This window comes from Deltaproteobacteria bacterium (assembly GCA_011375175.1).
Classification (GTDB): Bacteria; Desulfobacterota; GWC2-55-46; order GWC2-55-46; family DRME01; genus DRME01.
In genome coordinates this window covers 1-26,222 of the sequence record DRME01000054.1, presented here as the reverse complement: position 1 = coordinate 26,222, position 26,222 = coordinate 1, and the positions used below count along the sequence as shown (strand labels likewise).

Sequence of the window (26,222 nt, the reverse complement as noted above, 5' to 3'; positions counted from 1 at the left end):
CCCGCCGCGCCGGCTACTCATAACGCAGCCCCTCGACCGGGTCGAGTCTCGATGCCTGCCACGATGGATAGAGCGTGGCGAGAAAGCTTATGCTCACCGACATGGCGGCCACGGCCGCCACCACGAGCGGCTCCACCTTCGACGGGAGCCTGTCGATATAATAGACGCTCGGCGGAAGGAGCTTGAAGTGGAAGAGCCGCTCCAGGAAGGCGACGATCTCCTCGAGGTTGAAGGCCGCCGCAAGGCCGAGCGCAGTGCCGAGCGCCGTGCCCGTGACCCCTATGACGAGCCCCTCGATCATGAATATGCGCATTATGCCCGCCGACGTGGCCCCCATGCTCTTCAGGATGGCTATGTCCTTGGTCTTCTCCATGACGACCATGATGAGCGTGCTTATGATGTTGAGCGCCGCCACGAGTATTATGAGCGCAAGGATGATGAACATGGCCACCTTCTCGAGCTTGAGTGCGCTGAAGAGGTTCTTGTTCATCTCCATCCACGTGCGCGTCCAGTACGGTCCGTCCAGTCTTTCCTCTATGGCCGCCGCCACCTCGGCGGCCCTGTAGAGGTCTCTCACCCTCACCTCCACGCCCGTTGCCGCGCGGCCGAGCCGGAAGAAGGTCTGGGCGTTCTCGAGCGAGATGAAGACCACCGACGTGTCGTACTCGTACATGCCGAGCTCGAAGACGCCGGCCACCCGGAAGGTGGCCATCCTCGGCATGGTGCCCACGGCGGTGACGGTCCCGGCGGGCGAAATGACGCTCACCTCGTCGCCGAGCCCCACGCCGAGGTTTGCGGCAAGCTCCGAGCCGATGAGTATGCCCGGCGTGCGGCCCGGACTCTCGGCAAAGCCCGCCCTGAGCCCCTCCATGGAGCCGGCCTTAAGGCGGCGGGGCACGACGATCACCTCACCCGCCGTGTCGATGTCCACGCCGCGCACCACCACGCCGTACACGCCGCTGAGGCTTGAGAGCATGGCCTGGCTGTATATGAAGGGCGTTGCGCCGATCACCCCCTCCACGCCCTTCACCTCCTCGACGACCCTCTTGTACTCCTCCATGCCGCTGCCGAATTCCATGACCGTCACGTGGGCGTTGAGCCCCAGTATCTTCTCGCGCAGGTCCTCCTCGAAGCCCGTCATGACCGACAGAACTACTATGAGCGCCGTGACACCGACGGTGATGCCCAGTATGGATATGAAGGTGATGACCGATATGAAGGTCTGCTTGCGCTTGGCCTTCAGGTACCGCAGGCCTATGAACAGGGGATAGGACATATCGTCTCACAGGAGGCGGAGGCCGGGCGCCCTCCAGCGGCGCCCGCAGGCCGTAAGGCCCCGCCCCGTCGCCGTCACCGCATGTGCGGAAAGAGTATGACGTCGCGGATGGACGGGCTCTCCGTAAGGAGCATGACGAGCCTGTCTATGCCTATGCCCTCTCCGGCCGTGGGCGGCATGCCGTACTCGAGGGCCTCGATGAAGTCCTCGTCCATCAAGTGGGCCTCCGTGTCTCCGGCGGCGCGCTCTTCGAGCTGGGCGAGGAAACGGTTGCGCTGGTCCACCGGGTCGTTGAGCTCGGAGAAGGCGTTGGCTATCTCGTTGCCCTTGACGAGCAGCTCGAAGCGGTCCACGAGGCGCGGGTCCCCGTCGCTCCTGCGCGAAAGCGGCGACACGTCCAGCGGATAATGGGTCACGAACGTGGGCTCTATCAGGTTTGGCTCGGCCACGGCCTCGAATATCTCGAGAAGCACCTTGCCGTGGCTGAAGGCCTCGGGGAGATCGAGACCGATCTTCGAGGCATAGGCCAGGGCCGCCGCCTTGTCGTCGAATATCCTCTCGTCGGCGTCGCTGTGGCGAAGCACGGCCTCCTTCACCGTTATCCTCTCCCACGGCGGAGCGAGGTCTATCTCCACGCCGTCGACGCTCACCCTCGTGGTGCCGTTCACCTCCAGGGCCAGGCCGCTTACGAGTTCTTCGGTCAGCGCCATGAGGTCCTCGAAGTCGGCGTAGGCCTGGTAGAACTCGAGCATGGTGAACTCCGGGTTGTGGCGCGTCGAGACGCCCTCGTTGCGGAAGTTCTTGTTTATCTCGTAGACACGCTCGAAGCCGCCCACGACCAGGCGCTTCAAGTAGAGCTCCGGCGCTATGCGCAGATAGAGGTCCCTGTCGAGGGCGTTGTGATGGGTCACGAAGGGCCTTGCCGCCGCGCCGCCGGGCACCTTGTGCATCATGGGCGTTTCGACCTCCATGAAGTCCCTGGCGTCGAAGAACTCCCTTATGAACCTTATGATGCGCGAGCGCTTCCTGAAGACCTCCCTCACCTGTGGGTTGACTATGAGGTCGAGGTAGCGCTTGCGGTATCGAAGCTCCACGTCCTTGAGGCCGTGCCACTTCTCGGGCAGGGGGTTGAGTCCCTTGGCCAGGAAGCGGAACGTTGCGGCCTCGACGGTGAGCTCGCCGGTCCTCGTCCTGAATGGACGGCCCGTAACGCCTATGAAGTCGCCGATGTCGCTGAGCTTGAAGATGTCGTAGGTCTCGGGGCCGAGTATGTCCTTCCTGAAGTAGACCTGGATGCGTCCCGTGCGGTCCTGGATGTGGGCGAAACTCGCCTTGCCGAACCTTCTCAGGGCCACGATCCTGCCTGCAAGGCTCAGCTCGTCGGCGCACTCTTCGAGCTCGGCGGCGTCGCTGTCCGCGTAACGCCCGGCGACCTCGAGCGCCGTGTGGGCGGGCTTGAAGTCGTTGGGATAGGGCTCCACGCCGAGCTCGCGCAGCCTTTTGACCTTGGCGAGCCTCTGGTTGAACTGCTGCGATCTCTCTTCCACTTCGGTGTCCTCAACCTCTTGAAAGGGTTTGAATTTTAATGTTTAAAGGTATCTCATTAGCCGCATCGAGTCAAGGACAAAGCTCGTCTGCGCCCCGCTTCGTGAAAAAACGCCCTTCCATGCCGATGGACTTGCGCTCACGGTGAAATGCGTATATAATGTAACAGGATCTCGACGGAAGACTTCAAAGAAACTCTGATTTATTGCACCGGGGGAAACGTGGGCCTATGGCCCTTCTACAGAGAGTTTCCCCCGGTGTAATAAATCATAGCTTCCTTAATTCCCTGCGCGCGGCGCATCGAGACGAGAGAGAGGACTTCACCACCGGCGGACCGATCACACAACGCGTAACCATTCCACCTCCCACAACTCCAGAGCGGGTCTCCCCTCAATCCACGAAGAGGCGCAAGGGCGCGCATAGGGGCCAGCAGTTCGAGGGAAACGGAGGGACGGAGATGCCCGTAAGGGAAGGGATAATAATACTCGACCGCGCCGGGCAGGCGGTGGAATACTCGACAGTGGAGGAGAGACGCCGATACATACGCTTTCCCGTTACCCTGTCCGTGCGCTTCAAAGGCCGGACGACGAGCGGCAACGACTTCGTCCTCAATGCAAGTCGCGGCGGTCTCTTCATCAAGACCGAGAACCTGCTGCCCAGGGGCTCCCTCATCGAGATCGAGCTCTTCATACCGCCCGACGGCAAACGCCTCGGCGAGTTCAAGGGAAAGGTCGTGGGCGTGAACGCCGACGAGTCGCTCTATGCAAAGGGGCTGCACGTGGAGTTCGTCGACTGCAATAAGGAAGAGCTCGACAGGCTCGTCGATTTTCTTGAGGAAAGACGCCACCTCGTCGACGAACGCGCCTGAAAAACCGCTCTCGCCGCACCGCCGGACCCCCGAACCATCCCGCCTCCGGGCAGCCGGAAGACCTCCGCCATGTCAGAAAAACGACACAACCGGCACCGCCGGCCTCGGTGATGTCAAAAAATCGTCTCCCCTCCTTAACCCCTCCTGTTGAACTAAGGAAACTCTGATTTATTGCACTGAGGGAACCTTTTTGTAAAAAGGTTCCCTCAGACTCCCTCCAAAAACTTTTAACGCCCTGCGGTTCATCCCGATTTTGCAAGCAAAATCGGGATGAACCGCAGGGAATGAACCGCAGGGAATTAAAAGTCTTTGAAGGGGGCGTCCCGCCCGCACCGACTGCCTCGTGGGGCTGTGCCGGGGGGTCGGGCCGCAAAGGCGTAAAAAAACCCCGCCTGGCGCGGGCCGAACCCCCCGGCACAGCCGAAGACCCCAATAACATACGATGGGGCAGCGGGGAAGCGTGGGCCTGTGGCCCTTCTACAGAAAGTTTCCCCCAGGGTAATTAATCAGAGCTTCCTTAGAGCAAAGGCCGCTCGCCCCCTCTCCGGCCGAGGCGGCGCCACTTGGTCCCCGCCCCCTCATCCATTCTCTCCCCCAGCTGCGGGAGCGCTTCCCCGAGGGACTCCACGACATGCAGCGCCGGGCCGCGCCGATGGGGCCGGAATTTCCCACATGGCGGAAAAAACAGACAAGAAAGTGACGCAAAAACGCAACAATCCACATAAGATAAATGGCGTAATTGCTCGATTTGCATAAACATTGCCACAATGGCACATGTCTTGCATATATGTCAACACGTCTGCACCGACACGACCGGGAAAAGCGAGCGCAATCAACGGGCGGAGATTTCAGTCGCACAGAGCGGAAAGACGAGGGACAGGGAGATGACCACACAAGCTATCGCTCACAGCCTCATACGGGATGTAAAGCGCCTGGTATGGATGAACATCATATTTCTCGCCGGCATCTCGGCCGTGCTGCTCCACTTCGAGGGCGAGCGGAGCACGTCGGCCGCCACCTTCCTGCTGACGGGACTGCTATTCGGCGCGTGGAACCACGTCTATATCAACAACTACTACAGGCGCAAGGCCGAGTCCGAGCTGGACACCTCCTACATGAAGCTCCAGGAGGCCCTCTCCTTCGACGAGCTCACGGGCGTCTACAACAGGCGCGTGGGCATGCAGCGCCTCAAGGAGGAGTTCTCGAGGGCCCATCGCAACAACCTCAAGCTCACCCTCGCCATGGTGGACATCGACAACTTCAAGTTCGTAAACGACAACTACGGCCACCAGGCCGGCGACGTGGTGCTCAAGACCATAGCCGGCAACATCAAGACGTGGCTGCGCGAGCAGGACGTCATATTCCGCTACGGCGGCGAGGAGTTCCTCATAATACTGCCCGAGACCGACGCCGCCCGGGCGGCCCATCCTCTCGAAAGGCTCAGGGAGAGGCTCTCGTCGGTGACGGTGCGCCACGACGGCCACGAGATAAGGACTTCCGTTAGCATAGGCGTGGCCACGGTGCTCGACAAGGAGCGCCACGAGACGGAGACGATAAAGAGGGCCGACAGCGCCCTCTACAGGGCCAAGCGCTCCGGCCGCAACCGTATCGCATACTGCGACGAAAGGCAGCCCGCCCTACAGGTTGTCACCAGGGCCTCGTAGAAGCAGAGGCCACCCTATCCGAGGGGGTCAGCTTGGCCGCGGCCCCCTCGCCTTTCCTCCTCCCGCCGGCCCCTCCCCTTGCGCCCGGTGACGAACCAGAGAAAACCGAAGCCCGCCGTGCCGGCCGCTATCGACGAGATTATGACGGCCAGCTTGACCGTGGCCAGCAGCTCCGGGTCCGTGAAGGCCAGGTTCCCCACAAAGAGCGACATGGTGAAGCCTATGCCGGAGAGCAGCCCCACGCCGTATATGTGGCGCCAGTCCACACCGGTCGGAAGTGTGGCAAGGCCCAGTCTCACGGCGCCGTAGGAGAAGGCGAAGACACCGGCCTGCTTGCCGATTACGAGCCCCGCCGTCACGCCGAGGAAGACCGGGTCGGTGAAGGCCGTCCACAGGGCGCCGGTATCGACGGCCACGCCGGCGTTGGCAAAGGCGAAGAGCGGCATTATGACGTAGACGACCCAGGGATGGAGCGACTGCTCGATGCGCTCGAGCGGCGGCTGGGCCCTGTGGCACGCCTCCTCGAGCGAGCGGAAGAGGGCCTGCCTGCCGTCGTGATCGAGCTCGACGGGGCAGACGTTGACACCCCGGTCGTTTCCCGTCAGGTATCCGAGCTGTCTTTCCATGACGTTTACGAACTCGTTGTGGCGTATCGTTACGGTCGCCGGTATGGTCATGGCAAGGAGCACGCCGGCCACGGTGGCGTGGATGCCCGACTTGAGGAGCATGAGCCAGAGCGCAAAGCCGAGCAGCACGTAGGGCAGTGTCCTGCGCACGCCCATGCGGTTGATGATGTAGGAGAGGGCGAGGATGAAGAGCGCCGCCGCGAGGGCGCCTACGCTCAACTGCTCGGTGTAGAAGAGGGCTATCACCAGGATGGCGCCGAGGTCGTCCACTATGGCAAGGGCCGTGAGAAAGACGAGAAGCGCCGGCGGCACCGAGCGGCCCAGGAGCGCGAGGGCCCCGAGGGCGAAGGCGATGTCGGTGCTCATGGGCACGCCCCAGCCCCTGGCCCCCTCTCCTCCGAAGTTCAGGAGCAGGTATAGGGCGGCGGGCACCACCATGCCGCCCAGGGCCGCCGCAAGGGGCAGCGACGCCCTCGAAACGCTGCGCAGCTCGCCGACCAGCACCTCGCGCTTTATCTCCAGGCCCACGAGGAAGAAGAAGACCGACATGAGGCCGTCGTTTATCCAGTGGTGCAGGGTCTGCTCGAGCCTGAACGACGCTATGGACACTCCGGCCGTTATCTCCCAGAGGTGGCGGTAGGCGTCGCCGAAGGGGGAGTTGGCCGCGGCCATGGCCGCCGCGGCGGCCGCCATGAGCAGTATCCCGCCCGAGGCCTCGGTCCTGAAGAACTTCTGAAAGGGCTTGAGGATCGTCCCGGCCAGCACCTGAATGTAACGCTCCTGTTCCCTCGAATAGATCGCGCCCATCGTACCTCCCCGGAGGAAACTTTAAGGAGACTCCGACACGTTGCCAGATGGAAACTTTCCGCAAAAGGGCCATGGGCCCGCGTCTCCACCCTCGCCCCACCGTATGTTATTCGGATATTCGGCTGTACCGGGGGGTCGGCCCGCGCCAGGCGGGTTTTTTTACGCCTTTGCGGCCCGACCCCCCGGCACAACCCCCGGAGGCAACCGACGCGGACAGTCTGGGGGAAACTTTCTGGAGAAGGGCCATGGGCCCGCGTCTCCACCCTCGCCCCATCGTATGTTATTCGGATATTCGGCTGTGCCGGGGGTTCGGCCCGCGCCAGGCGGGTTTTTTACGCCTTTGCGGCCCGAACCCTCCGGCACAGCCCCCGGAGGCAGCCGGCGCGGGCCGAACCTGCCGGGGAGCGCTCTCCCTCGCGCCGGCGACCGTCACCGGCGATGACGAACATCTTATGGAAACTCTGATTTATTACACTGAGGGAACCTTTTTGTAAAAGGGTCACAGACCCCCGGTTCCCTCAGACTCCCTCCAAAAACTTTTAACGCCCTGCGGATCACCCCGATTTTGCAAGCAAAATCGGGGTGATCCGCAGGGAATTAAAAGTCTTTGAAGGGGGTCTGGGGGAAACGTGGGCCTGTGGCCCTTCTACAGAAAGTTTCCCCCAGGGTAATTAATCAGAGCTTCCCTTATATTATAGGGCGCCGACCTGCATTTCAAGGAAAAGCGACGGGGTTGCGCGCCATCTCAGAAGAGGGTGGGCTGCGGCGGAGGTTTGGGGAGCGGGGGTTCGAGGGGGTCGAAGATGCTTATCTTTCCGAACTCGCCGTCGAAGCCGGGCCTTACGTTTATGCGTCCCGAGCGCACGCGCGAGACCGCCTCGGCCACTCTCGGCCCGGCCATCTTCTCTATATCGTCTCTGTCCATGTCGAGCAGGAGGGCGAACTCGCCGCCCGCCTCGTCCACGAGCCTCAGGTACTCTTTCGTGACGGCCTTGGTGGCCGGTCCCCTGCCCAGGACCTCGGCCAGTATCTCCTGGAGGGGCACCAGGCGGCGGGCCGGCACGTCCATGGCGGCCACCTCCTCCTCGCTCCTGTCGGCCAGTTCCTCGACACGGCTCATGACACCCACCGTGACCTCCGCGCCGCAGACGAGGCAGCGCCCTTCCATCTCGCGGGTACGCTTCGGGGCGTAGAGCACGCCGCAGCCGCGGTGTCCGTCGTAGTGGTACTTGCCCTCCTCCGGGTAGTACTCGATGGTGTAGAGGAGCCTTCCCGGCCCCTCGCCGCTCAGGGCCGAGGTGACGGAGCGGTAGTCGAGCCCGCAGTCGAGGACATTGGCCTCCCGGCCGAGCTTCGACGGCGAGTGGGCGTCGGAGTTCGATATGAGCGTTATGCCGTCCAGCGCCGATATGCGCCGGTTCATCGGGGGGTCCGAGGAGAGGCCCGTCTCTATGGCGCGTATGCGGGGCGACCACTCGCCGAAGCACTCCTCGATGGAGTCGAAGCCCGACCTGCTGCCGAAGATGGAGAACCAGGGGGTCCAGGCGTGGGCCGGCACGACCATGGCCTCGTCGCTTGCGTCGAGGACGATCTTCACGAGGTCGCGCGCGGAGAAGCCGAATATGGGGCGTCCGTCGGAGCGGATGTTCCCGAGGGCGGCGAGGGTGGAGTTCAGGCGGCGGGCGGCCTCGACGGAGGGGACGAAGATGAGGGTGTGGATCTTGCGCGTGCGGCCGTCCTGCCTGTAGATGTTGCTCACCTCGGCGGTGAGCATGTAGCGCACCGAGGCGGCGGGGCCGGAGACGCCGGAGAGGACGTAGAGACCGGGCTCCGCCGGCTCGAGCTTCTCCTCGATGGCCGCCATGTGGGCCGGATGGGTGAAGTCGCCGGTGCCGAGGAGATCTATCCCCTTTCGGGCGGCCCACAGGGCCATGTTCTCCAGCGTCATCTCGCGGCTCGTGGCCCGCGAGTAGCCCGTGTGGACGTGGAGATCGGCTATTATCCTCACGGCCGCCGGTTCAGACGCCTATGATGTTGTAGCCCGAGTCGACGTAGATGGTCTCGCCGGTCACGCCGCTTGAGAGGTCGCTGAGCAGGTAGATGGCCGTGCCAGCCACGTCCTCCTGGGTCACGTTCCTGCGCAGCGGGGCCTTGCGGTCCACGTGATCGAGGATGTCGCGGAATCCGGAGATCCCCATGGCGGCAAGCGTCTTGACCGGCCCCGCGGAGATGGCGTTTATCCGCGTGCCGCCCGGGCCGAGGTCCTCGGCGAGGTAGCGGACCGAGGCCTCGAGAGCCGCCTTGGCAACACCCATGACGTTATAGTTCTTCACCACCTTCTCGCTGCCGTAGTAGGAGAGGGTTATCACCTTGCCTTCCCGGCCCTTCATGAGCGGACGGGCGGCCCGCGCAAGGGCCACGAGCGAGTAGGCCGACACGTCCATGGCGAGACTGAAGCCGGTGCGCGAGGTGTTTATGTACTCCCCCTTGAGCTCCTCCTTGTTGGCGTAGGCTATGGAGTGGACAAGGAGATCAAGCCCCCCCCACCTCTGCTTTATGGCCCCGAAGACAGCCTCTATCTGGTCGTCGTCGGTCACGTCGCAGGGCAGGATCAGCTCCGAATCGAGGGACCGGGCAAGAGGACGAACCCTCGCCTCGAAAGGCTCCCCGGCATAGGTGAAGGCAAGCTCGGCGCCTTCTCGCCTCATGGCCTTCGCGATGGCCCAGGCGATGCTCCTCTCGTTTGCGACCCCGAATACTACCGCCCTCTTCCCCTCAAGAAGCCCCATGGCGTCCTCCTTGAAAATTCTTCACAAATTGTATTTTTATCATTTCCCGCCCCGCCATGCAATATTTACTTTCACGCCCCTGCGGCGCTTCCAAGGAAGCTCCGATTAATTGCACTGAGGGAACCTTTTTGTAAAAAGGTTCCCTCAGACTCCCTCCAAAAACTTTTGAAGCGAGTTGGTTTCCCCCTGTTTTGCAAAGCAAAACAGGGGGAAACCAACTCGTATCGAAAGTCTTTGAAGGGGGTCTGGGGGAAACTTTCTACAGAAAGTTTCCCCCAGGGTAATTAATCGGAGTTTCCAAAGAGAGCGGGTCAGACGGTGGCGCGGCGATGGGCCATGACGACCCTGTTGCGGCCTTTTTGTTTGGCCTCGTAGAGGGCCCTGTCGGCCTCGGCCACGAGGCCCTGGGCGTTTTCGGCGTCGTCGGGCCAGGAAGCGATCCCTATGCTCACGGTGACGCGTTCGACGAGGCCGGCTGTGACGGTCCGCCAGTCGTGGTTCTCGATCATGAGTCTCAGTCTTTCGCCGAGGACGGCGGCGCCTTCCTTGTCGATCTCCGGCAGGATGACGGCGAACTCCTCGCCGCCGTAACGGGCCGCGATGTCGGTCTCGCGCACGCCGCGTCTTATGATGCGGGTCAGCTCGCAGAGTATCTTGTCGCCCTCCATGTGACCGTGGGTGTCGTTTATCTCCTTGAAGCGGTCGATGTCTATCATGAGGAAGGAGAGGGGGCGGCCGTAGCGCACGGTGCGGTGGAATTCCTGGGCGAGGCGTTCGTAGAAGTAGCGGTGGTTGTATAGGCCTGTCAGGCCGTCGGTCACGGCAAGGATCTCGAGCCGCCTGTTGGCCTCCTCCAGTTCGCGGGTCCTCTCGGCAACCTTGCTCTCGAGGGCCTCGTAGTACTCGCTGAGCCTGTCGACCATGGCGTTGAACTCCTCGGCCAGCCTGCCTATCTCGGCGTCGTCATCTATCTCCACCTTCGTCCACCGGCCGGCGCCTATGCCCTTGACGCCGTCGCTGAGTCTTTCCACGGGGATCCTCACCATGCGGTCGAGGTAGAGGATGGTGAGCACGCCGAGGATCAGCACGGCGGCCGCTCCGGCCATCATGGAGCGGGATACGAAGGTCAAGACCCGCTGTCCGCGTTCGATGCGGCTCTCGAGCTCGGCCTCCTTTTCGCTTCCGGCGATGCGCAGCCTGTGGAGCAGCGTCCGCGAGGCGTCGTTGAGGCGGGAGAGGCGGGCGGAGGCGTAGTCGAGTCTGTCGGGCGGCAGGCTGAAGATCTCGCCGCCCAGGGTCCTGAGCTCGGAGATCCTCGACCTCATGTCGTCGAGCAGTCTCCTGTCACTGCCGGCAAGGGCGCCGTAGCGGGAGAGGAGTGACTCGGCGTCGCGCAGGCCGTCGTCGAAGCGGGTGCGCTCGGCCGGGTCTGCGGTGAGGACGTAGTTGTTGGGGGGCATGACAAGGCCCATGTGGACTGCGAGGGTCAGCTTGTGGAGCACGTCGAGCTCGACGGCCGCGCTGCCCACATTCCCCAGCGCGTCGGAGAGGGTCTGGCGCGAATAGAGCCCTATGGAGCCCACGACGAGGAACAGAAGGACGCCGACGCTGTATCCCAGGAGAAGACGTGTCCTTATGCGAAGCATGATGGTACCGGAGTTTAACGGTCATCTGTATTTCTTGCGAAGCCTCTCAAAGCCTGTCGGCGGCCCTTGCGGCCGAAAGGCGAACTCCGGCAGCAGCCGTCTGGAGAATGAGTCAGGGCTTTCTTACTATTATAGCATAGATCGGCGCTCCATGCATGACGCTGTTACGGATTTGCGTAAGAATGGAAGGGACTGTAAGGCGGCTCTCAGGGCGAGGGTTCGGAGATGGCGGATACCGTTTCGACAAGCTTTTTGCTGTTGAGGGGCTTCATCATGTAGCGACAGCCCCAGCGGGCGCAGCACTTGTCCACCTCCTTGTCTATGGCGCCAGTGAGAAGGACGAGTCTGCCGAGAAGGTTCGGCCTGTTGTCGGCTATCCACGCTCCCAGCTCTATGCCCGTCATCTCCGGCATCTTCACGTCGGAGAGGACGCAGTCGAAAGCCGGGTCGCCGTCGAGTACGGTGACGGCCTCCTTGCCGTTGGCGGCCCTGACGACCTCGAATCCCCTGGACAGGAGGACCCGTTCGAGCCAGCGGCCGATGGCTTCGTCGTCCTCGACGACGAGCACCCGTGCGTCCGCGGCGGCCGCGGACGCCGCGGCGGCGTCACGGGCAGGCCTCTTTTCCCGCGGCGCAGGAGCGGCGGCGGGCAAGGTCACGGTAAACCTCACGCCGTCGTCGATGTTTTCGGCCCAGATCCCTCCGCCGTGCTCCTTGACCACGGCGTAGGCGATGGAGAGCCCCAGTCCCGTGCCGTCACCCACCTTCTTGCCCGTAAAGAAGGGGTCGAAGATGTTGGCCATGACGTGTTCCGGTATGGGGGGGCCGTTGTTTTCGAACACGGCGCGCACCTCGTCGTCGGAGGAAGAGGTCCTGACGGTGAGCACTCCGCCGCCGTTTGCGCTGCGCATCTCGTACTGGGCGTTGGAGACGATGTTGAGGAAGACCTGCTGCAGTTGTGTGGCGTCGCCGAGGACGGGAGGAAGCGGCTCGGTGAACTCGCGTCTCACTTCTATGCCGCTGCGTGCCAGGTCCCGCCCCTGGAACTCGAGCACGCCCGATATCAGCTCGTTGATGTCGAGCGACACCTTGGAGGAGGTCTTCACGCCGGTGAACCTGAGCAGCCCCCGCACGATCTCCACGGCCCGGCGCGACTGGGCGGCTATGACGTCGAGATCGCTTCTCACATGCTCGTCGAGGTCTTCCATCTCGACCAGCCCTTCGGAAAAGCCGAGTATGGCGGTGAGGGGGTTGTTGAGCTCGTGGGCCACGCCGGAGACGAGCGTGCCTATGGAGGAGAGCCTCTCGCTGCGGCGAAGCCGTTCCTCGAGCCGTTTCTTCTCGCTTATGTCGCGTTTTATGGCCACGAAGTGGGTGACTTCCCCGTTTTCGTCCTTTATGGGCGAGATGGTCATCTCCTCGTTCCAGAGGGCGCCGTCCTTTCCCCTGTTGACGAGCTCGCCACTCCAGATGCGGCCGTCCATAATGGTCTCCCACAGGCGGCGGTAGAACTCCCCGTCCTGGTGGCCCGACTTGAATACGGCCGGCGTCCTGCCTATCAGCTCTTCGCGGCTGTAGCCGCTTATGCGCGAGACGGCGGGGTTTACGTACTCGATGACACCGGAAGAGTCGGTGACGACGACCATCTCGACGGCCTGTTCTATGGCGTTTTCGAGCTTTTTGAGGTGCATGGCCGTGCGCTTGCGCGCCCGGTGGCCTGCTATCAGGTCGCTCACCACACGGAGCATGCCGGCGTCGTCGTCGGACCAGGCGCGTCCGCGCCGGACGCTGTCAAAGCCTATGAAGCCGGTGAGGGAGCCGTCGCTGTCCTTCATGGGCACGATGATGACGGACCGCGCTCCACGCAGTTTCATGAGTCCCCGTATGCCGGCGGCGTCTTCGGAGAGGGATTCGACGGAACCCACTATTATGTTCTCGTCGCGGCCGAGCCTTTCGAGCAGCCATGCGATACGTCCGACCTCTATGTTCTGGAGGAGTTCCCTGCGCGACTCTACACCGTCGTTGCACCACTCGTGGGTGTTGCTCACGTACCTGCCGTCGTCGCTTATCATGCAGACATGGACCCTGTCGGCGTCGACGGCTTCTCCCATGACGGCCAGGGCCTCGTTCACCGTGGTCTCGGGCGACGAGGCGAAGCGCGCCGACACGCGGGCTATGGCCTTCTCCACGGTGGTGCGGTACTTGAGGCGTCTTTCGGCCCGCACCCGCTCGATCTCGGCGCCGATACGGGAGGCGAAGAGCCGCAGAAAGGTCTCGACGTTGCGTTCCTTCGGCATCCTCTTGTCGTGGAGCACGACGAGAAGACCGACGACCTCGCCGCTGCTTGCGACGAGCGCCACGCCGCGGTAGCTCTCGATGCCCATCTCGGCGAGCATGCGGTCCTCGGGGAAGAGTTCGGCCACCCCCTCGGGGTAGTAGCACTCCACCTGCCCCGTGACGACCTGCTCGCAGGGCGTGCCCTTGAGCCGATACCTGAAGTTGGCGCTCTTTTCGCCTCCGGCCCAGACGGCGAGCGTCTCCGCCGCCGTGCCGTCCTCGACGAGCTCGCAGATGAGGGCGTAGCGAACGCCGAGGACCTCGGCAAGCCGCCTTACGAGTTCGGTGAAGAACTCCTCGCCGCTAACGAAGGCGGTTGCGCCGACGACGAACTGCATGTCGAGTTCGAGGCGGCGCCGCACGATGGCGGCCGAGAGGACGTTGGCCACGGACTGGAGGAAGTTGATGTCGTCGCCCGTGAAGACGCGTCTTTTCGCGGTATGGGCGCCGAGGACGCCGTAGGGCCTGTCCGCCCCGTGGAGCAGCACGCTCAGACCGCTGACCACGCCGTGATCCCTGAGCAGCGCGGGTCCCTTGAAACGGGGGTCGGAGGAGAGCTCCGAGACCACCACCGGCCCATCGGCGTGGAGTGTGTATCCGGCCTGCGAGTCCATGCCGGCGCCGACCTTCGCGCTCCCGACGAGCCCCTCCTTCCATCCCACGCCCGCCGCCAGGAGGAAGGCGTCGCGCTCTTCGTTGAGCTCGAGGACCTTGGCGAACTCCACGTCGAGCCCCTTGGCCACGACCCTGACGGCCTCGTCCATGATGGACGAGAGGTCCACGATCTCGAGGGCGCACTGGCCGAACTCGGCCACCAGGGCCTGCTGGCGCAGGCGCATATCGAGGCTCTCCCAGGCGATCCTCTCGTCCGTGATGTCCCTGGAGGCGATGACGAAGCCGCGTATGCCGCCGTGCTCATCCCTTATGGCCGTGATCAGCGCGTCGATCACGCGCCGCCGTCCGTCCCTTTGCGTCTCGGCCCGCCACCGGAACTCTCCGTTGCGCCTGACGGTGTCGAAGGCCGGCCGGATACGCTCCGGCTCGAGGTAGTCGCCGAGCAAGACGTCGTCCACGGGGCGTCCCGTCACTTCTTCGGCCCGGCGGCCGAAGAGCTTTTCAGCCACGGGGTTGAGATATATGATACGGAAGTCGAGGTCGGTGGCGGCTATGGCGAGGTCGATGGAAGAGCGCAGGATGCTCTCCATGTGGCTCGTCTTCTCGGCCAGGGCCCTTTCGAGCCCCTTCAGCCTGATGCCGAGTTCCGAGGTGCGCAGGGCGCGCACCACGGCCCCCTCGAGAGCGAACCGCTCGCCACCGTCGACGCATTCGAACGCGCCCCGCTCCACGAGCCTGAACGCCCGCTCCCGGTCGGCCTCGCTCTCCAGGGAGACGAGGAGTATGACCGGCCTCTGGGAGTCGATCTCCACGAGCCGCTCGAGCACGGCGGCCGGCTCGCCGACGGAGCCGATTACCGCCACATCACAGCCTCCCGCGCCGGCGACGGCGGCGGCCTCGTCGCAGGACGAGGCGGCCAGGATATCGAGATATCCCGACAGCGCGGAAAGCCGCTCCTTCATGGAGACGGCCCTTTCATGGTCCCGCTCAACAACAAGTATCCTGTAAGGTCTTTTCGCTACCACCGTTCGAAGCCATAAGGGCTGCGCGCCGTGATGGTCCGCCGCATGAGCACTCCGCGATGGCCGGAGAGAGCCCCGCCGCCCTCTGTTTTCAGAGAGCCTCCTTCAAGGACCTCGATAGCCCCTCTCCGCAACGCAGAAGGCACCTCTCGGCGCGGCAGACCGACCTCCCTCGACGAGGATTCGGCAAGATAATATAACTATCGGCATTTAACGATAAATATTGAACTAAATATTCCAAAAAAGCAAGGTTTAAATTCGGCGGCCCGGACAGTGAGCAAATGGACAGGCTGGGGCTGAGGTGATATCATCATATTGAGGAAAGCCGCCTCCATGGAGCCCGGCTCCCCGCTTCAGGGCGTGAGGGCGATGGGCGCAGGCGGGGCGGCGGAGGGGGGATGAAAGGATGCGAGCGCTTCACTACCATCGAGAGAGCGGACTGCGCCTGCTTTCGGACTATCCCGTGCCCGTGCCGGAGCCCGGCGAGGCGCTCGTAAGGGTCACCCTTGCGGGCATCTGCGCAACGGACCTCGAGATAACGAGGGGCTACATGGACTTCGCGGGGGTCCCGGGCCACGAGTTCGTCGGTGTGGTCGAGAAAGCGGCCGACCGGTTCATGGAGGGCAGGCGCGTCGTGGGAGAGATAAACATAAGCTGCCGGCGCTGCGGCCTCTGCCGCCGGGGCCTCTCGGCCCACTGCCCGGACCGGAAGGTGCTGGGCATCGCCGGCAAGGACGGGGCTCTGGCCGAGTACCTGACCCTCCCTGTGGAAAACCTCCACGTCGTGGACGACGGCGTGGACGACGAGGAGGCGGTCTTCACCGAACCGCTGGCGGCGGCCTTCGAGATCCTGGAGCAGACGGACGTGGGCGAAGACGACCGGGTGCTCGTCATGGGCGACGGCAGGCTCGGCCTGCTTGCGGCCCAGGTTCTCGCCCTTAGGAGCCGCCGCGTGGTGTGCGCAGGCCGTCACGGCGACAAACTCTCCATCCTCGAGACACGGGGCATCGAGACGACTGCCGACGGGGCGGAACTCATGCGCCGGGGTCACCGCTTCGACGTTGTGGTGGAGTGCACGGGCCGCCCCGCCGGGGTGGCCGAGGCCCTGCGGTACGTAAGACCACGGGGCACGGTGGTGGTGAAGACGACGGTGGCAGCCCGCCGGGAGGCGGACCTGAACCGCCTGGTCATCGACGAAATAACGCTTCTCGGCTCGCGCTGCGGCCCTTTCGAGCCGGCGCTGCGGGCCCTGACGCAGGGGCTCGTCGAGGTGAAGGCCCTCGTCTCCCGGCGCACCGGCCTTGCAGGCGGTGTCGAGGCCTTCGAGAAGGCATCTGCAAAAGGCGTGATCAAGGTGCTTGTGGAGATGTGAGGCAGTCCGGGGGAAACTTTCTGTAGAAGGGCCACAGGCCCGCGTTCCCCCCAGACCCATCGTATGTTATTCGGGTCTTCGGCTGTACCGGGGGTACGGCCCGCGCCAGGCGGGTTTTTTTACGCCTTTGCGGCCCGTACCCCCGGCACAGCCCACCCAACGCAAGATGGCGAGGGCAGGACGCCCCTTCAAAGACTCTTAAGGCAACTCTGATTTATTGCACTGGGGGAAACTTTCTACAGAAAGTTTCCCCCAGGGTAATTAATCAGAGCTTCCTTAACTTCGGCTGAAGAACCTCGTTTCATCAGCCATCATGAGAACCAACGCGGCTCGAAGATCGAATTTACCTGCCATGAAGCAAACTTCCTATTGTTTTTTCTTTGCTTACTTTCTTTTTTACAAAAAAGAAAGTAAGTGGTCGGGGCGAGAGGATTTGAACCTCCGACCCCTAGCACCCCATGCTAGTGCGCTACCAGACTGCGCCACGCCCCGACACGTCGTATGTGCGGCCTCCTCCCGGCCCGGCGGCGGGCGGGAAGTAGAGGCCCCTGCAAGCTTGCCGCCGGTGAAGCAGCTTTCTTATCCCCCTTCCATTACGCGGGAAGAGGGGCACCCGGAAGCTTACCGTCAGTGAAGCAGTTTTCTTATGCTCATGAGTTCCCGCTTCAGCGTCTTGAGAAGCGAGAGGTATTTGCTGTCGTTGAAGGGGAGGCCGAGCTGGCGGTCGCGCTCGGACTCCATCTCTTCGAGCTTTCTCCTGGCCCCTTCGATGGTGAACTTCTCCTCGTAGAGGAGACGCTTGATGTCGAGGATGGTCTCGACGTCGCGCCTTGTGTAGACCCGCTGGTTCGTCTTCGACTTGCGGGGACAGACGTTGAACTCCGACTCCCAGTACCTCAGCACGTGGGGCTTGACCTGAACGATCCTGGCCACCTCGCCGATCTTGAAGTAGAGCCTGTCGGGGATCTCCACGTCTTCGCCGGTCTTCTTCTTCGTCACCAAGGCCCGACCACCTTTTCGCAGCGGAGATCGCACCCCGCAACGGCGACAACGGACTCTCTTTCCGCGCCCTCTTCGAGGCAAAGGCTCGGCCCGAAGACGGAGCGCGCTACCGCTTGTGTTCGTTTATGGCCTTCTTGAGCAACTGGCTCGCCTTGAAGGTCATGACCTTCCGTTCGTCGATGGTTATCTCGTCGCCCGTCTGGGGGTTGCGCCCCCGTCTCGCCCTCTTGTGGCGTATGGAGAAGTTGCCGAAGCCGGAGATCTTGACCTTTTCGCCCTGTTCGAGGGTCGCCTTTATGGTCTCGAATATCTGGTCGACCACAGCGGCGATGTCTTTCTTCGAAAAACCTACCTTTTCAAAGACAATCTCGACAATATCGGCCTTGGTCATCTCCTCCTCCTGCTGCCTGTGACTGGGCGGGGGGCAAGCTCCGCCCCACCTCCGGCCTCCGCCCATGGATCGTATGGCGACCGTCCTTTCCGCCTTCCCGCGCGCCGGCGGTCTCCCCCCTGCCCTGCCCTGCGGCGCCCGGAGGGTGCTAAACCCGCAGCTCCACGCCGAACTTCTCGACAAGGCGCCTCGTCAGCTTTTCATGGGCCTCGTCGACCTCGGCATGGGTGAGCGTCCTGTCGGCGAGCCTGTATACGACCCTGAGGGCGAGGCTGCGCTTGCCGGGGGGGATTTCACTGCCATAGTATACATCAAACAAGTCAATCTTTTCAATAAGTTTTATGTGGAGTCCGTTGATTTCGTCGATAATCTCCCCGTAGGGCACCGAGTCGTCGACGATGAAGGCCACGTCGCGGCTCGACCCGGGGAAGCGGGCGATGGGCCTGTAGCTTCTTGCGGGGCTGTACAGGCGCGCCACGGACTCGATGTCGAGCTCGAAGAGGTAGGCCGCCCTGCGCAGCTCATACCTTTTGAGTATCTCCGGGTGGGCCTCGCCGAAGATGCCGACGAACTTGCCGTTGAGGAAGACCTCGGCGCAGCGGCCGGGATGGAAGAAGCCGGCCGAGCCCGACGCCGACACGGTCATGAGCTCGTCGAGCGCCAGGCTTTCCATTAGTTTTTCCACCACGCCCTTTACGTCGTAGAAGTCGAGGGGGACGGCCGGATTGTTCCAGCTTGCGGGGTTTCTGGAGCCGTACATCAGGCCCGCCACCTTCCACTTCTCGACCACCCTGTCGTCGGCGTCCTCGAAGACGGGGCCGAACTCGAATATCTTTATCTCGTCGTTGCGGCGCGAGAGGTTGAGGGTCAGGTTCTCCATGAGGGAGGCGAGAAGGCTCGTGCGCATGACGACCTGGTCCTCGCTTATGGGATTGAGGATGACGACCCCCTTCTTGCCGGCGGGGCAGGCGGCGGCGAAGGCGTCCTGGGAGATGAAGCTGTAGTTCATGACCTCGCAGAAGCCGCTGTTGACGAGCAAGGTCTTTACGTGGCGCTTGAGGTGGACGGTGCGCTCCCCTCCGGTCGAGGCGATAGGGGCCGCCGGGACGGTGGCCTCCACGGCGTCGAAGCCGGTGAGCCTTGCGACCTCTTCTATAAGGTCGGCCTCGAGGGTGATGTCACAGCGGTAGCTCGGCGGCTCGGCGGTCCAGACGCCGGGGGTGCCGGTATCGACGAGGGTTATGCCCAGGGAAGAGAGCTTGGCCGCCACGTCGTCGGCGTCGAGGGGGAGGCCGAGGAGCCGGGATGCGCGCTCGAGCCTGAAGCGCACACGCCGGGGCTCGAACCCCCCAATTCGGCGGTCTATGCGTCCCGCGGCGACCCTGCCGCCGGCGATGTCGGCCATGAGGGCGGCGGCCCTGTCGAGGGCCTGGGCGACCCCCTCGATATCGACGCCCCGCTCGAAGCGGTAGGACGAATCGGTCGAGAGGTTGAGCTCCCGCGAGGTGCGCCGCACCGAGCGGGGATCGAACCATGCGGCCTCGATGAGGACCCGCGTGGTTGAGCCGGTCACCTCGGTGGCCCTGCCGCCCATCACGCCGGCCACGGCCTGGGGGCCGGAGGCGTCGGCGATGACGAGCATCCCCTCGCGGAGCGCTCTTGCGACGCCGTCGAGGGTGACGATGCTCTCTCCCTCGCGGGCTGTCCTGACGACGAGGGTCGAATCCTTTACGAGGTCGAGGTCGAAGGCGTGGAGCGGCTGGCCGAGTTCGAGCAGCACGTAGTTGGTCACGTCCACGACGTTGTTGACCGAGCGGACGCCCATGGCCTCGAGCCTGCGGCTCAGCCACCGGGGCGATGGGCCGACTATGAGGCCCTCCACCACCCTTGCGGCGTAACGGCGGCACACCTGCGGCGCCTCCACCTCTATGCGCGCAAGCTCGTCCACCGGCGCGCCGGTCTCCTTGAGCGCAGGCTCCACGTCGCGGAAGGCCGCCCCCGTTACGGCCGATATCTCGCGCGCAAGCCCCCGCACGCTGAGGCAGTCCGGCCTGTTGGGAAGGACGGCCACGTCGAGTACGGCGTCGCCGAGCTTGAGGAGCGTGTTCACGTCCTCGCCGAGGGGCGTGTCGTCGGGCAGTATCATGATCCCCTCCGACGTGTCGGCTATGCCGAGTTCCACCTCGGAGCACATCATGCCCTCGGACTGGACGCCGCGGATCCTGGACTTCTTGATCTTCACGCCGCCGGGCAGCCTGGCGCCCGCGAGCGCAAGGGCCACCTTGTCGCCGGGCTTCATGTTCCTTGCGCCGCAGACGACGGTGTACTCGTCCTTGTCGGTGGCCACGCGGCAGAGCGAGAGCTTGTCGGCGTTTGGATGAGGCTCGACGGTGAGGATCTCGGCCGTTACGACCTTGCTCGAGAGGGCCTCGGTCTCCTCCACGCCCTCGACCTCGAAGCCCGTCATGGTGAGGCGCTCGGCGAGCTCGGCGACGTCCATGCGGGGATCGGCGAATTCCTTTAGCCAGTTGTAACTGAAGAGCATCCCTGTAGGCACCCCGGTGCCGGACGGACACCCCCTCGAGGGCGGAGAGGGCCGGGCGGCCGCCGCCCGAGGGACCGTCCGGCGTCAGAACTGTTTCAAGAACCTGAGATCGTTTTCAAAGAAGAGCCTTATATCGTCTATGCCGAACTTGAGCATGGCTATGCGCTCGATGCCGAGGCCGAAGGCGAATCCCGCGTACTCCTCGGGGTCGTAGCCCACCGAGGTGAAGACCCTTGGGTGTATCATGCCCGCCCCGAGGATCTCGATCCATCCCGTGGACTTGCAGGTCCTGCAGCCCGACCCCCGGCAGATGACGCACCTTATGTCCACCTCGGCCCCGGGCTCGACGAAGGGGAAGTAGCTGGGCCTGAAGCGCAGCTCGACGTCGGCGTCGAAGAGCCTGTGGAGGAAGAGCGTGAGCACGCCCTTGAGGTCGCCGAACGTGATCCCGTCGTCGACCATGAAGCCCTCGACCTGGTGGAACATGGGGGTGTGCGTGAGGTCCGAGTCGCGGCGGTAGACCGTGCCCGGCGCTATTACGCGCAGCGGCGGGCGGCGCTGCTCCATGATGCGGATCTGGACGGGCGAGGTATGGGTGCGGAGCAGCAGGTCCCTGGCGATGTAGAAGGTGTCCTGCATGTCGCGGGCCGGGTGTTCCTTCGGTATGTTGAGGGCCTCGAAGTTGTAGTAGTCGTGCTCGACCTCGGGACCCTCGGCCGTCTCGAAGCCGAGGCCGTGGAAGATGTCCTCTATCTCCTCCATGACCTGGGAGACGGGATGGGAGCGGCCGAGCTCCGGACGCCTGCCCGGAAGCGTCACGTCGAGGCGCTGGGAGGCGAGGCTCTCGGCCCTCTTCTTCTCCTCGATCCTCGCCGAGGCGACCTCGAGCTCCTCCTCGAGCCTTGTCTTGAGGCTGTTCATGAGGGAGCCGGCCTCGCGGCGCCGCTGGGGCGGCATCTTGCCAAGCCCCTTTATGAGCGAGGCGAGCTCGCCCTTGCGGCCGAGGAACCTCGACCTTATGCGCGCAACGTCCTGGAGGTCGGAGGCCGCGGAGATCGCCTCGTCAAAGGACCTCTCGATGCGCTCGAGTTCGCGGCCGACGGCGTCGTCCATGTCGTCCATTTTGTCTGTCGAAGGGGAAACGGACAAGTGGCTGTGCTCTCCTGTTTCGTTCTTCCCGGTCGGCCCGCCGCCGTGCGCCCCCGGCGCGCCGGAGCAAAGGGCCCGGCATGGACGGGAGGGAAGAGAGCTGCGGCGAGGGAGAGGTGACGAACCCCTTTGCGGGGCCGCCGCCCATCACGGGGGGCCGCCGCCTTAGCGTCGATTGGTCGAGCACTTCCCCGGGGTCCTTACACAGGGGGCCGCCGCCCTCAACACAGGGGATCTCCGCCCCTTGAGCGGACCGAATACGGAGGGGACGAAAACGACGGCCCGCCGGGAACGGCAGTCGCCGAATCTCATGGGAGCCGGACCCCGAAGGGCGGATAAGGCCCCGCAGGGGCGGTCGGCTCAGGCGCAGAGCCGCTCCTTTGCCACCTGGACCAGGCGGGCGAACCCGGCCGGGTCGCTCACGGCGAGCTCGGAGAGGACCTTGCGGTCGATGGCCACGTCGGCCTTGGCGAGTCCCTCGACGAGGCGGCTGTAGGTTATGTCGTTGGCGCGGGCCGCGGCGTTTATCCTCGTTATCCAGAGCCTGCGGAACTCGCGTTTCTTTGCGCGCCTGTCGCGGTAGGCGTAGCAGAGACCGCGCTCGACGGCCTCGGTGGCGCTGCGAAGCAGCTTGCCGCGCCCGCCCCTGTAGCCCTTGGCGGCCTTTAATATCTTCCTTCTCTTCTTCTTGGCGTGTACCGCCCTCTTGACCCTCGGCATTGCTGTCTACTCCCTGTCTTCCTTGTTTGTATCGACACGGCACGGCCCCCGCGCGCCCGGGCTCCACGGCCCGCCGGGCCCCGCCGCGCCCATCGACGCCCCGCGAGAGAAGCCGCGGGGTCTCCACGGCCCGCCGCCCCCGCGCCGGGCGTCATCCCCGCCCCTCTCAGGAGTAGGGGATGAGGGCCTTGACGGCGGCGGCGTCGGCCCTCGATACGTAGGCGGCCTTTCGCAGCGAGCGCTTTCTGCCCTCCGGCTTGCTCGTGAGTATGTGCCTGCGTCCCGCCTTGTTTCTCTTTATGCGTCCCGTGGCGGTGGTCCTGAACCTCTTGGCCGCCCCGCGGTTGGTCTTTATCTTGGGCACCGTAGCCTCCTTTACTGCTGTTGCTGTCTGGGCTGGTTCGGAGATATTATCATGGTCATGCTCCTGCCCTCAAGACGCGGCATCTGCTCCACCGAGCCGTACTCGCGGACCTCCTCGACCACGCGCTGGAGCATCTGGTGGCCGATCTCGGTGTGCGTTATCTCGCGCCCCCGGAAGAGCATGGAGACCTTCACCTTGTTTCCGCCCCTGAGGAAGCGGATGATGTTTTTCAGCTTGAACTGGAAGTCGTGCTCCTCGGTCTTGCAGCGGAACTTGACCTCCTTTACGTGGATGATCGTCTGCTTTTTCTTGGCCTCGTGCGCCTTCTTGCTCATCAGGTACTTGTGCTTGCCGTAGTCCATGATGCGGCACACGGGCGGAGCGGCGTGGGGGGCCACCTCCACGAGGTCGAGACCCGCGTCCTCGGCGGCCTTGAGCGCGGCCTTGAGGTCCAGTATGCCGAGCTGCTTGCCGTCGGGGTCCACGACGCGCACCTGGGGCACCCTTATCATCCTGTTTACTCTCAATGAGTCTCTTGCTATGAAAGCTCACCTCCCAACGGTCTGTTCTCTCTTTTCATGCGCTCCACGAGGGCGTCGACGCTCATGGCTCCCACGTCGCCCTCGCCGCGGATGCGGGGGGCGACGAGCCGCCGCTGCGCCTCGCGGTCGCCTATGACGAGCATGTAAGGTATCTTTTCGAGCTGGGCCTCGCGGATCTTGAAGCCCAGTTTCTCGTTGCGGTCGTCGAGCTCCGCCCTGAAGCCCTCGTCCCGGAGACGGGAGAGCACCGATGCGGCGTAAGCGGCCGTGCGGTCGGTGACGGTGAGGACCTTGGCCTGCACCGGCGCGAGCCAGAGCGGGAAGGCGCCGGCGTAGTGCTCGACGAGGCATCCGAAGAAGCGCTCCAGCGAGCCCATCAGCGCCCGGTGGATCATTATGGGGCGGCTTTCGCCGCCGTCGGCGCCGCGATAGGTTACGTCGAAGCGCTCGGGCAGGTTGAAGTCGACCTGCACGGTCGAGCACTGCCATGCCCTGCCGAGCACGTCCCTGATCTTTATGTCGATCTTGGGGCCGTAGAAGACGCCCTCGCCCGGGTCTATCTCGTAGTCGAGGTCCGCGGCATCGAGCGCCGCGGCCAGGGCCTTTTCGGCGGCGTCCCAGTTTTCGGGCGTGCCGACGAACTTGTCGGGCCTCGTGCTGAGGTAGACCTGGAACTCATTAAAACCGAAACTCTTCAGAATGTAAAGGGTAAAGTTGAGCACGCCCCTTATTTCGTCTTCCAGCATCTGCGGCGTGGTGAATATGTGGGCGTCGTCCTGTGTGAAGCCCCGCACGCGCAGCAGTCCGTGGAGCACGCCGGAGCGCTCGAAGCGGTAGACCGTGCCGAGCTCGGCGTAGCGGATCGGGAGGTCGCGGTAGCTTCGAAGCCTGCTCCTGTAGAGCTCTATGTGGAAGGGGCAGTTCATGGGCTTTACGATGTACTCCTGCCCTTCCACGTCCATGGGACTGAAGAGGTTGTCGCGGTAGAAGTCCCAGTGGCCGCTCCTCTTCCAGAGGTCGAGCTTCGCCACGTGCGGCGAGTAGACTATGTGGTAGCCGCCCTTTACGTGCTCCGTGCGCCAGAAGTCCTCGATGATGCGGCGGATCGTCGCGCCCTTCGGGTGCCAGAGCACCAGTCCGGCGCCTATGTCGTCGCTCGTGCTGAAGAGGTCGAGCTCGCGGCCGAGCTTTCTGTGGTCGCGGCGCTTGGCCTCCTCGATGCGCGCGAGGTGGGCCTTGAGGGCCTTGCGGTCGGCGAAGGCCGTGCCGTAGACGCGCTGGAGCATCCTGTTCTTCTCGTCGCCCCGCCAGTAGGCGCCGGCCGTGCCGGTGAGCTTGAAGGCCTTTATCCAGCCCGTGCTCGGCAGGTGGGGTCCCCGGCAGAGGTCTACGAAGCCGTCCTGGCGGAAGACGCTCACCGTGGGACGCTCCATCTCCTCGATGAGCTCCACCTTGTAGTCCTCGCCGAGCTCCCTGAAGAGCGAGATCGCCTCATGACGGCCGAGTTCCTCGCGCTCGAAGGGGATGTTGCTCCTTACGATCTCCCTTGCCGCCTCCTCGACGGCCTCGATGTCCTGCGGCGTAAAGGGCCTGGGCGCGTCGAAGTCGTAGTAGAAGCCGTCGGCTATGGTGGGGCCGATGGCGAGCTTCACATCGCCGCCCATGACCTCTTTGACCGCCTGGGCCACGACGTGGGCCGCGGAGTGGCGGCATATGTCGAGGCCCTCGGGGCTATCGAGGGTGACGGGCTCGACGACGACGGCGCGTCCGCCCACATCGCCGGCCCCCAGCGGCTCGCGCAGGTCGCGCACCACGCCGTCGACCCTGACGGCCACGGCCCGCCTTGCGAGCTTCTCGTCGAGCCCTCTGAGCACGTCGGCGCAGGTTGCGCCGTCGTCGAACGTCTTTTCCCCGCCCTCCGGGAGGGTCGCCTTGATCATGAAGACACCCGGTGCGCCCGCAACCGGGCGCCGGTCATAAAAAAACAAGAGGCATCGCCCGGCCGCCGGCGGCCAGGGTGACGCCTCTGAAGTCCGGCCATCGCTGAAAGACAAACTCTTATTATCCCGATCCGCCGGGCTCTTGTCAACCTTTTTCTCCTTGCGGACGCATGGACGGCGCAACCGCGACGGCGCCTCCGTCCGCTCTCCGCCCCTTTACAACTACCACAACACAACAAAAAGAAGGCCGCCTTCGGCACAAGCCCTGGAGGCACTGCCGGCAGCGGCCTTCGAGAAGATGGTAGGCACGGGCGGTTTCGAACCGCCGACCTCTACCGTGTCAAGGTAGCGCTCTCCCACTGAGCTACGCGCCTGCAACTTCCTTAGCGTTCTTTCCGCGGCGACGCCCACGTCCTCTCGGCCGCGCTCCGCCCCGCGATGGAGCGGCCGGGGAGGATATCGCCGGGCAAATCCCTGCACGTCCGCGGCACCACACTTTCCCGGCCTCCCGGATTCTTCCCCCCTCCCGGACTCCCGGTCTCCCGTATTCCCGGCCTCCCGTATTCCCGGCCCCCCTTGACATTGATGATAAGGATACGGCGGTGATTTGTCAAGGGAAAAGAAGAGCGAAGACCCGGGTTGCAGGCCGCGCCGACGGACCGGACGGCCGCCCGGGCGGCGGCATACCGGCCTGGAGGCCGCTGTGGGGGTGTAGGCCCGCGCCAGGCGGGGTCCTTTTACGCCTTTGCGGCCCCACACCCCCACCGCGGCCTCCAGACCTCCTCGAAAAAAGGACCCCCAGACGTAAATAATCGAAGGCCCCCCTTCTCGCTCCTTCCGAGGAGATATCAGGGAAGCTCTGATTTATTGCACTGAGGGAACCTTTTTGTAAAAAGGTTCCCTCAGACTCCCTCCAAAAACTTTTAACGCCCTGCGGTTCATCCCGATTTTGCAAGCAAAATCGGGATGAACCGCAGGGAATTAAAAGTCTTTGAAGGGGGT

18 protein-coding genes and 2 tRNA genes are annotated in these 26,222 nt (G+C 63.8%); 3 read left to right on the top strand and 17 right to left on the bottom strand.

Annotated features, from left to right (window positions below):
* Nucleotides 1-13 precede the first annotated feature (13 nt).
* Both ENJ37_04110 and lysS read right to left on the bottom strand, forming a co-directional pair.
* Nucleotides 14-1,276, bottom strand: coding sequence for a lipoprotein-releasing ABC transporter permease subunit (locus tag ENJ37_04110; GenBank protein HHL39666.1), 1,263 nt, complete (start codon nt 1,274-1,276; stop codon nt 14-16).
* Between the two features lie 74 nt (nt 1,277-1,350).
* A complete protein-coding gene (gene lysS / locus ENJ37_04105; protein ID HHL39665.1) occupies nt 1,351-2,823 on the bottom strand; it encodes a lysine--tRNA ligase in 1,473 nt (490 codons plus the stop codon).
* Nucleotides 2,824-3,050: 227 nt separating this feature from the next.
* On the opposite strand from lysS, the gene ENJ37_04100 reads away from it, so the two are divergent.
* Nucleotides 3,051-3,689, top strand: coding sequence for a hypothetical protein (locus ENJ37_04100; protein ID HHL39664.1), 639 nt, complete (start codon nt 3,051-3,053; stop codon nt 3,687-3,689).
* 767 nt (nt 3,690-4,456) lie between these two features.
* Nucleotides 4,457-5,353: a GGDEF domain-containing protein gene (locus ENJ37_04095; GenBank protein HHL39663.1), complete on the top strand. Its 897-nt coding sequence runs from the start codon at nt 4,457-4,459 to the stop codon at nt 5,351-5,353.
* Between the two features lie 14 nt (nt 5,354-5,367).
* On the opposite strand, the gene nhaA is transcribed toward ENJ37_04095, so the two are convergent.
* From nhaA to ENJ37_04070, 5 genes are all read right to left on the bottom strand, one after another.
* Nucleotides 5,368-6,786: a Na+/H+ antiporter NhaA gene (gene nhaA / locus ENJ37_04090; GenBank protein HHL39662.1), complete on the bottom strand. Its 1,419-nt coding sequence runs from the start codon at nt 6,784-6,786 to the stop codon at nt 5,368-5,370.
* A 745-nt stretch (nt 6,787-7,531) separates the two neighbouring features.
* Nucleotides 7,532-8,794, bottom strand: coding sequence for a DNA helicase UvrD (locus ENJ37_04085; protein HHL39661.1), 1,263 nt, complete (start codon nt 8,792-8,794; stop codon nt 7,532-7,534).
* A gap of 10 nt (nt 8,795-8,804) precedes the next feature.
* On the bottom strand, nt 8,805-9,575 hold the full coding sequence (locus ENJ37_04080; GenBank protein HHL39660.1) for an enoyl-ACP reductase: 771 nt from the start codon (nt 9,573-9,575) through the stop codon (nt 8,805-8,807).
* 311 nt (nt 9,576-9,886) lie between these two features.
* On the bottom strand, nt 9,887-11,221 hold the full coding sequence (locus ENJ37_04075; protein ID HHL39659.1) for a diguanylate cyclase: 1,335 nt from the start codon (nt 11,219-11,221) through the stop codon (nt 9,887-9,889).
* Between the two features lie 206 nt (nt 11,222-11,427).
* Entirely contained in the window at nt 11,428-15,198 is a 3,771-nt protein-coding gene (locus tag ENJ37_04070) for a PAS domain S-box protein (GenBank protein HHL39658.1), read from the bottom strand.
* A gap of 403 nt (nt 15,199-15,601) precedes the next feature.
* Here ENJ37_04070 and ENJ37_04065 point away from each other — a divergent pair, with 403 nt between their 5' ends.
* Nucleotides 15,602-16,567 (top strand): alcohol dehydrogenase, encoded by a 966-nt coding sequence (locus ENJ37_04065; protein ID HHL39657.1) that lies wholly within the window; start codon nt 15,602-15,604, stop codon nt 16,565-16,567.
* Nucleotides 16,568-16,982: 415 nt separating this feature from the next.
* Here ENJ37_04065 and ENJ37_04060 read toward each other — a convergent pair.
* The 10 genes from ENJ37_04060 to ENJ37_04015 all read right to left on the bottom strand — a co-directional run bounded on the left by ENJ37_04060 (nt 16,983) and on the right by ENJ37_04015 (nt 25,594).
* Nucleotides 16,983-17,059 (bottom strand) — tRNA-Pro (locus ENJ37_04060).
* Nucleotides 17,060-17,194: 135 nt separating this feature from the next.
* The gene (locus ENJ37_04055) at nt 17,195-17,539 is read right to left on the bottom strand and encodes a MerR family transcriptional regulator (GenBank protein HHL39656.1); all 345 of its coding nucleotides are present in this window, start codon (nt 17,537-17,539) and stop codon (nt 17,195-17,197) included.
* A gap of 136 nt (nt 17,540-17,675) precedes the next feature.
* Nucleotides 17,676-17,960: an integration host factor subunit alpha gene (locus ENJ37_04050; protein ID HHL39655.1), complete on the bottom strand. Its 285-nt coding sequence runs from the start codon at nt 17,958-17,960 to the stop codon at nt 17,676-17,678.
* A gap of 148 nt (nt 17,961-18,108) precedes the next feature.
* Complete coding sequence (locus tag ENJ37_04045) at nt 18,109-20,505, bottom strand: phenylalanine--tRNA ligase subunit beta (GenBank protein HHL39654.1); 2,397 nt, start codon at nt 20,503-20,505, stop codon at nt 18,109-18,111.
* A gap of 84 nt (nt 20,506-20,589) precedes the next feature.
* Nucleotides 20,590-21,618: a phenylalanine--tRNA ligase subunit alpha gene (locus ENJ37_04040; GenBank protein ID HHL39653.1), complete on the bottom strand. Its 1,029-nt coding sequence runs from the start codon at nt 21,616-21,618 to the stop codon at nt 20,590-20,592.
* A 396-nt stretch (nt 21,619-22,014) separates the two neighbouring features.
* The gene (locus ENJ37_04035; GenBank protein ID HHL39652.1) at nt 22,015-22,374 is read right to left on the bottom strand and encodes a 50S ribosomal protein L20; all 360 of its coding nucleotides are present in this window, start codon (nt 22,372-22,374) and stop codon (nt 22,015-22,017) included.
* A gap of 166 nt (nt 22,375-22,540) precedes the next feature.
* Entirely contained in the window at nt 22,541-22,738 is a 198-nt protein-coding gene (locus ENJ37_04030; protein HHL39651.1) for a 50S ribosomal protein L35, read from the bottom strand.
* Between the two features lie 11 nt (nt 22,739-22,749).
* Nucleotides 22,750-23,265: a translation initiation factor IF-3 gene (locus ENJ37_04025; GenBank protein ID HHL39650.1), complete on the bottom strand. Its 516-nt coding sequence runs from the start codon at nt 23,263-23,265 to the stop codon at nt 22,750-22,752.
* Nucleotides 23,266-23,276: 11 nt separating this feature from the next.
* A complete protein-coding gene (thrS, locus tag ENJ37_04020) occupies nt 23,277-25,220 on the bottom strand; it encodes a threonine--tRNA ligase (GenBank protein HHL39649.1) in 1,944 nt (647 codons plus the stop codon).
* Nucleotides 25,221-25,519: 299 nt separating this feature from the next.
* Nucleotides 25,520-25,594, bottom strand: a tRNA-Val gene (locus tag ENJ37_04015).
* Between the last annotated feature and the right edge of the window lie 628 nt (nt 25,595-26,222).

Coding starts and splice junctions, on each gene's coding strand:
- ENJ37_04110 (HHL39666.1), bottom strand. CDS start 1,276: ATGTCCTATCCCCTGTTCATAGGCCTGCGGTACCTGAAGGCCAAGCGC.
- ENJ37_04100 (HHL39664.1), top strand. CDS start 3,051: ATGGCCCTTCTACAGAGAGTTTCCCCCGGTGTAATAAATCATAGCTTC.
- ENJ37_04095 (HHL39663.1), top strand. CDS start 4,457: ATGGCACATGTCTTGCATATATGTCAACACGTCTGCACCGACACGACC.
- nhaA (HHL39662.1), bottom strand. CDS start 6,786: ATGGGCGCGATCTATTCGAGGGAACAGGAGCGTTACATTCAGGTGCTG.
- ENJ37_04080 (HHL39660.1), bottom strand. CDS start 9,575: ATGGGGCTTCTTGAGGGGAAGAGGGCGGTAGTATTCGGGGTCGCAAAC.
- ENJ37_04075 (HHL39659.1), bottom strand. CDS start 11,221: ATGCTTCGCATAAGGACACGTCTTCTCCTGGGATACAGCGTCGGCGTC.
- ENJ37_04065 (HHL39657.1), top strand. CDS start 15,602: ATGCGAGCGCTTCACTACCATCGAGAGAGCGGACTGCGCCTGCTTTCG.
- ENJ37_04050 (HHL39655.1), bottom strand. CDS start 17,960: ATGACCAAGGCCGATATTGTCGAGATTGTCTTTGAAAAGGTAGGTTTT.
- ENJ37_04045 (HHL39654.1), bottom strand. CDS start 20,505: ATGCTCTTCAGTTACAACTGGCTAAAGGAATTCGCCGATCCCCGCATG.
- ENJ37_04040 (HHL39653.1), bottom strand. CDS start 21,618: ATGGACGACGCCGTCGGCCGCGAACTCGAGCGCATCGAGAGGTCCTTT.
- ENJ37_04035 (HHL39652.1), bottom strand. CDS start 22,374: ATGCCGAGGGTCAAGAGGGCGGTACACGCCAAGAAGAAGAGAAGGAAG.
- thrS (HHL39649.1), bottom strand. CDS start 25,220: ATGATCAAGGCGACCCTCCCGGAGGGCGGGGAAAAGACGTTCGACGAC.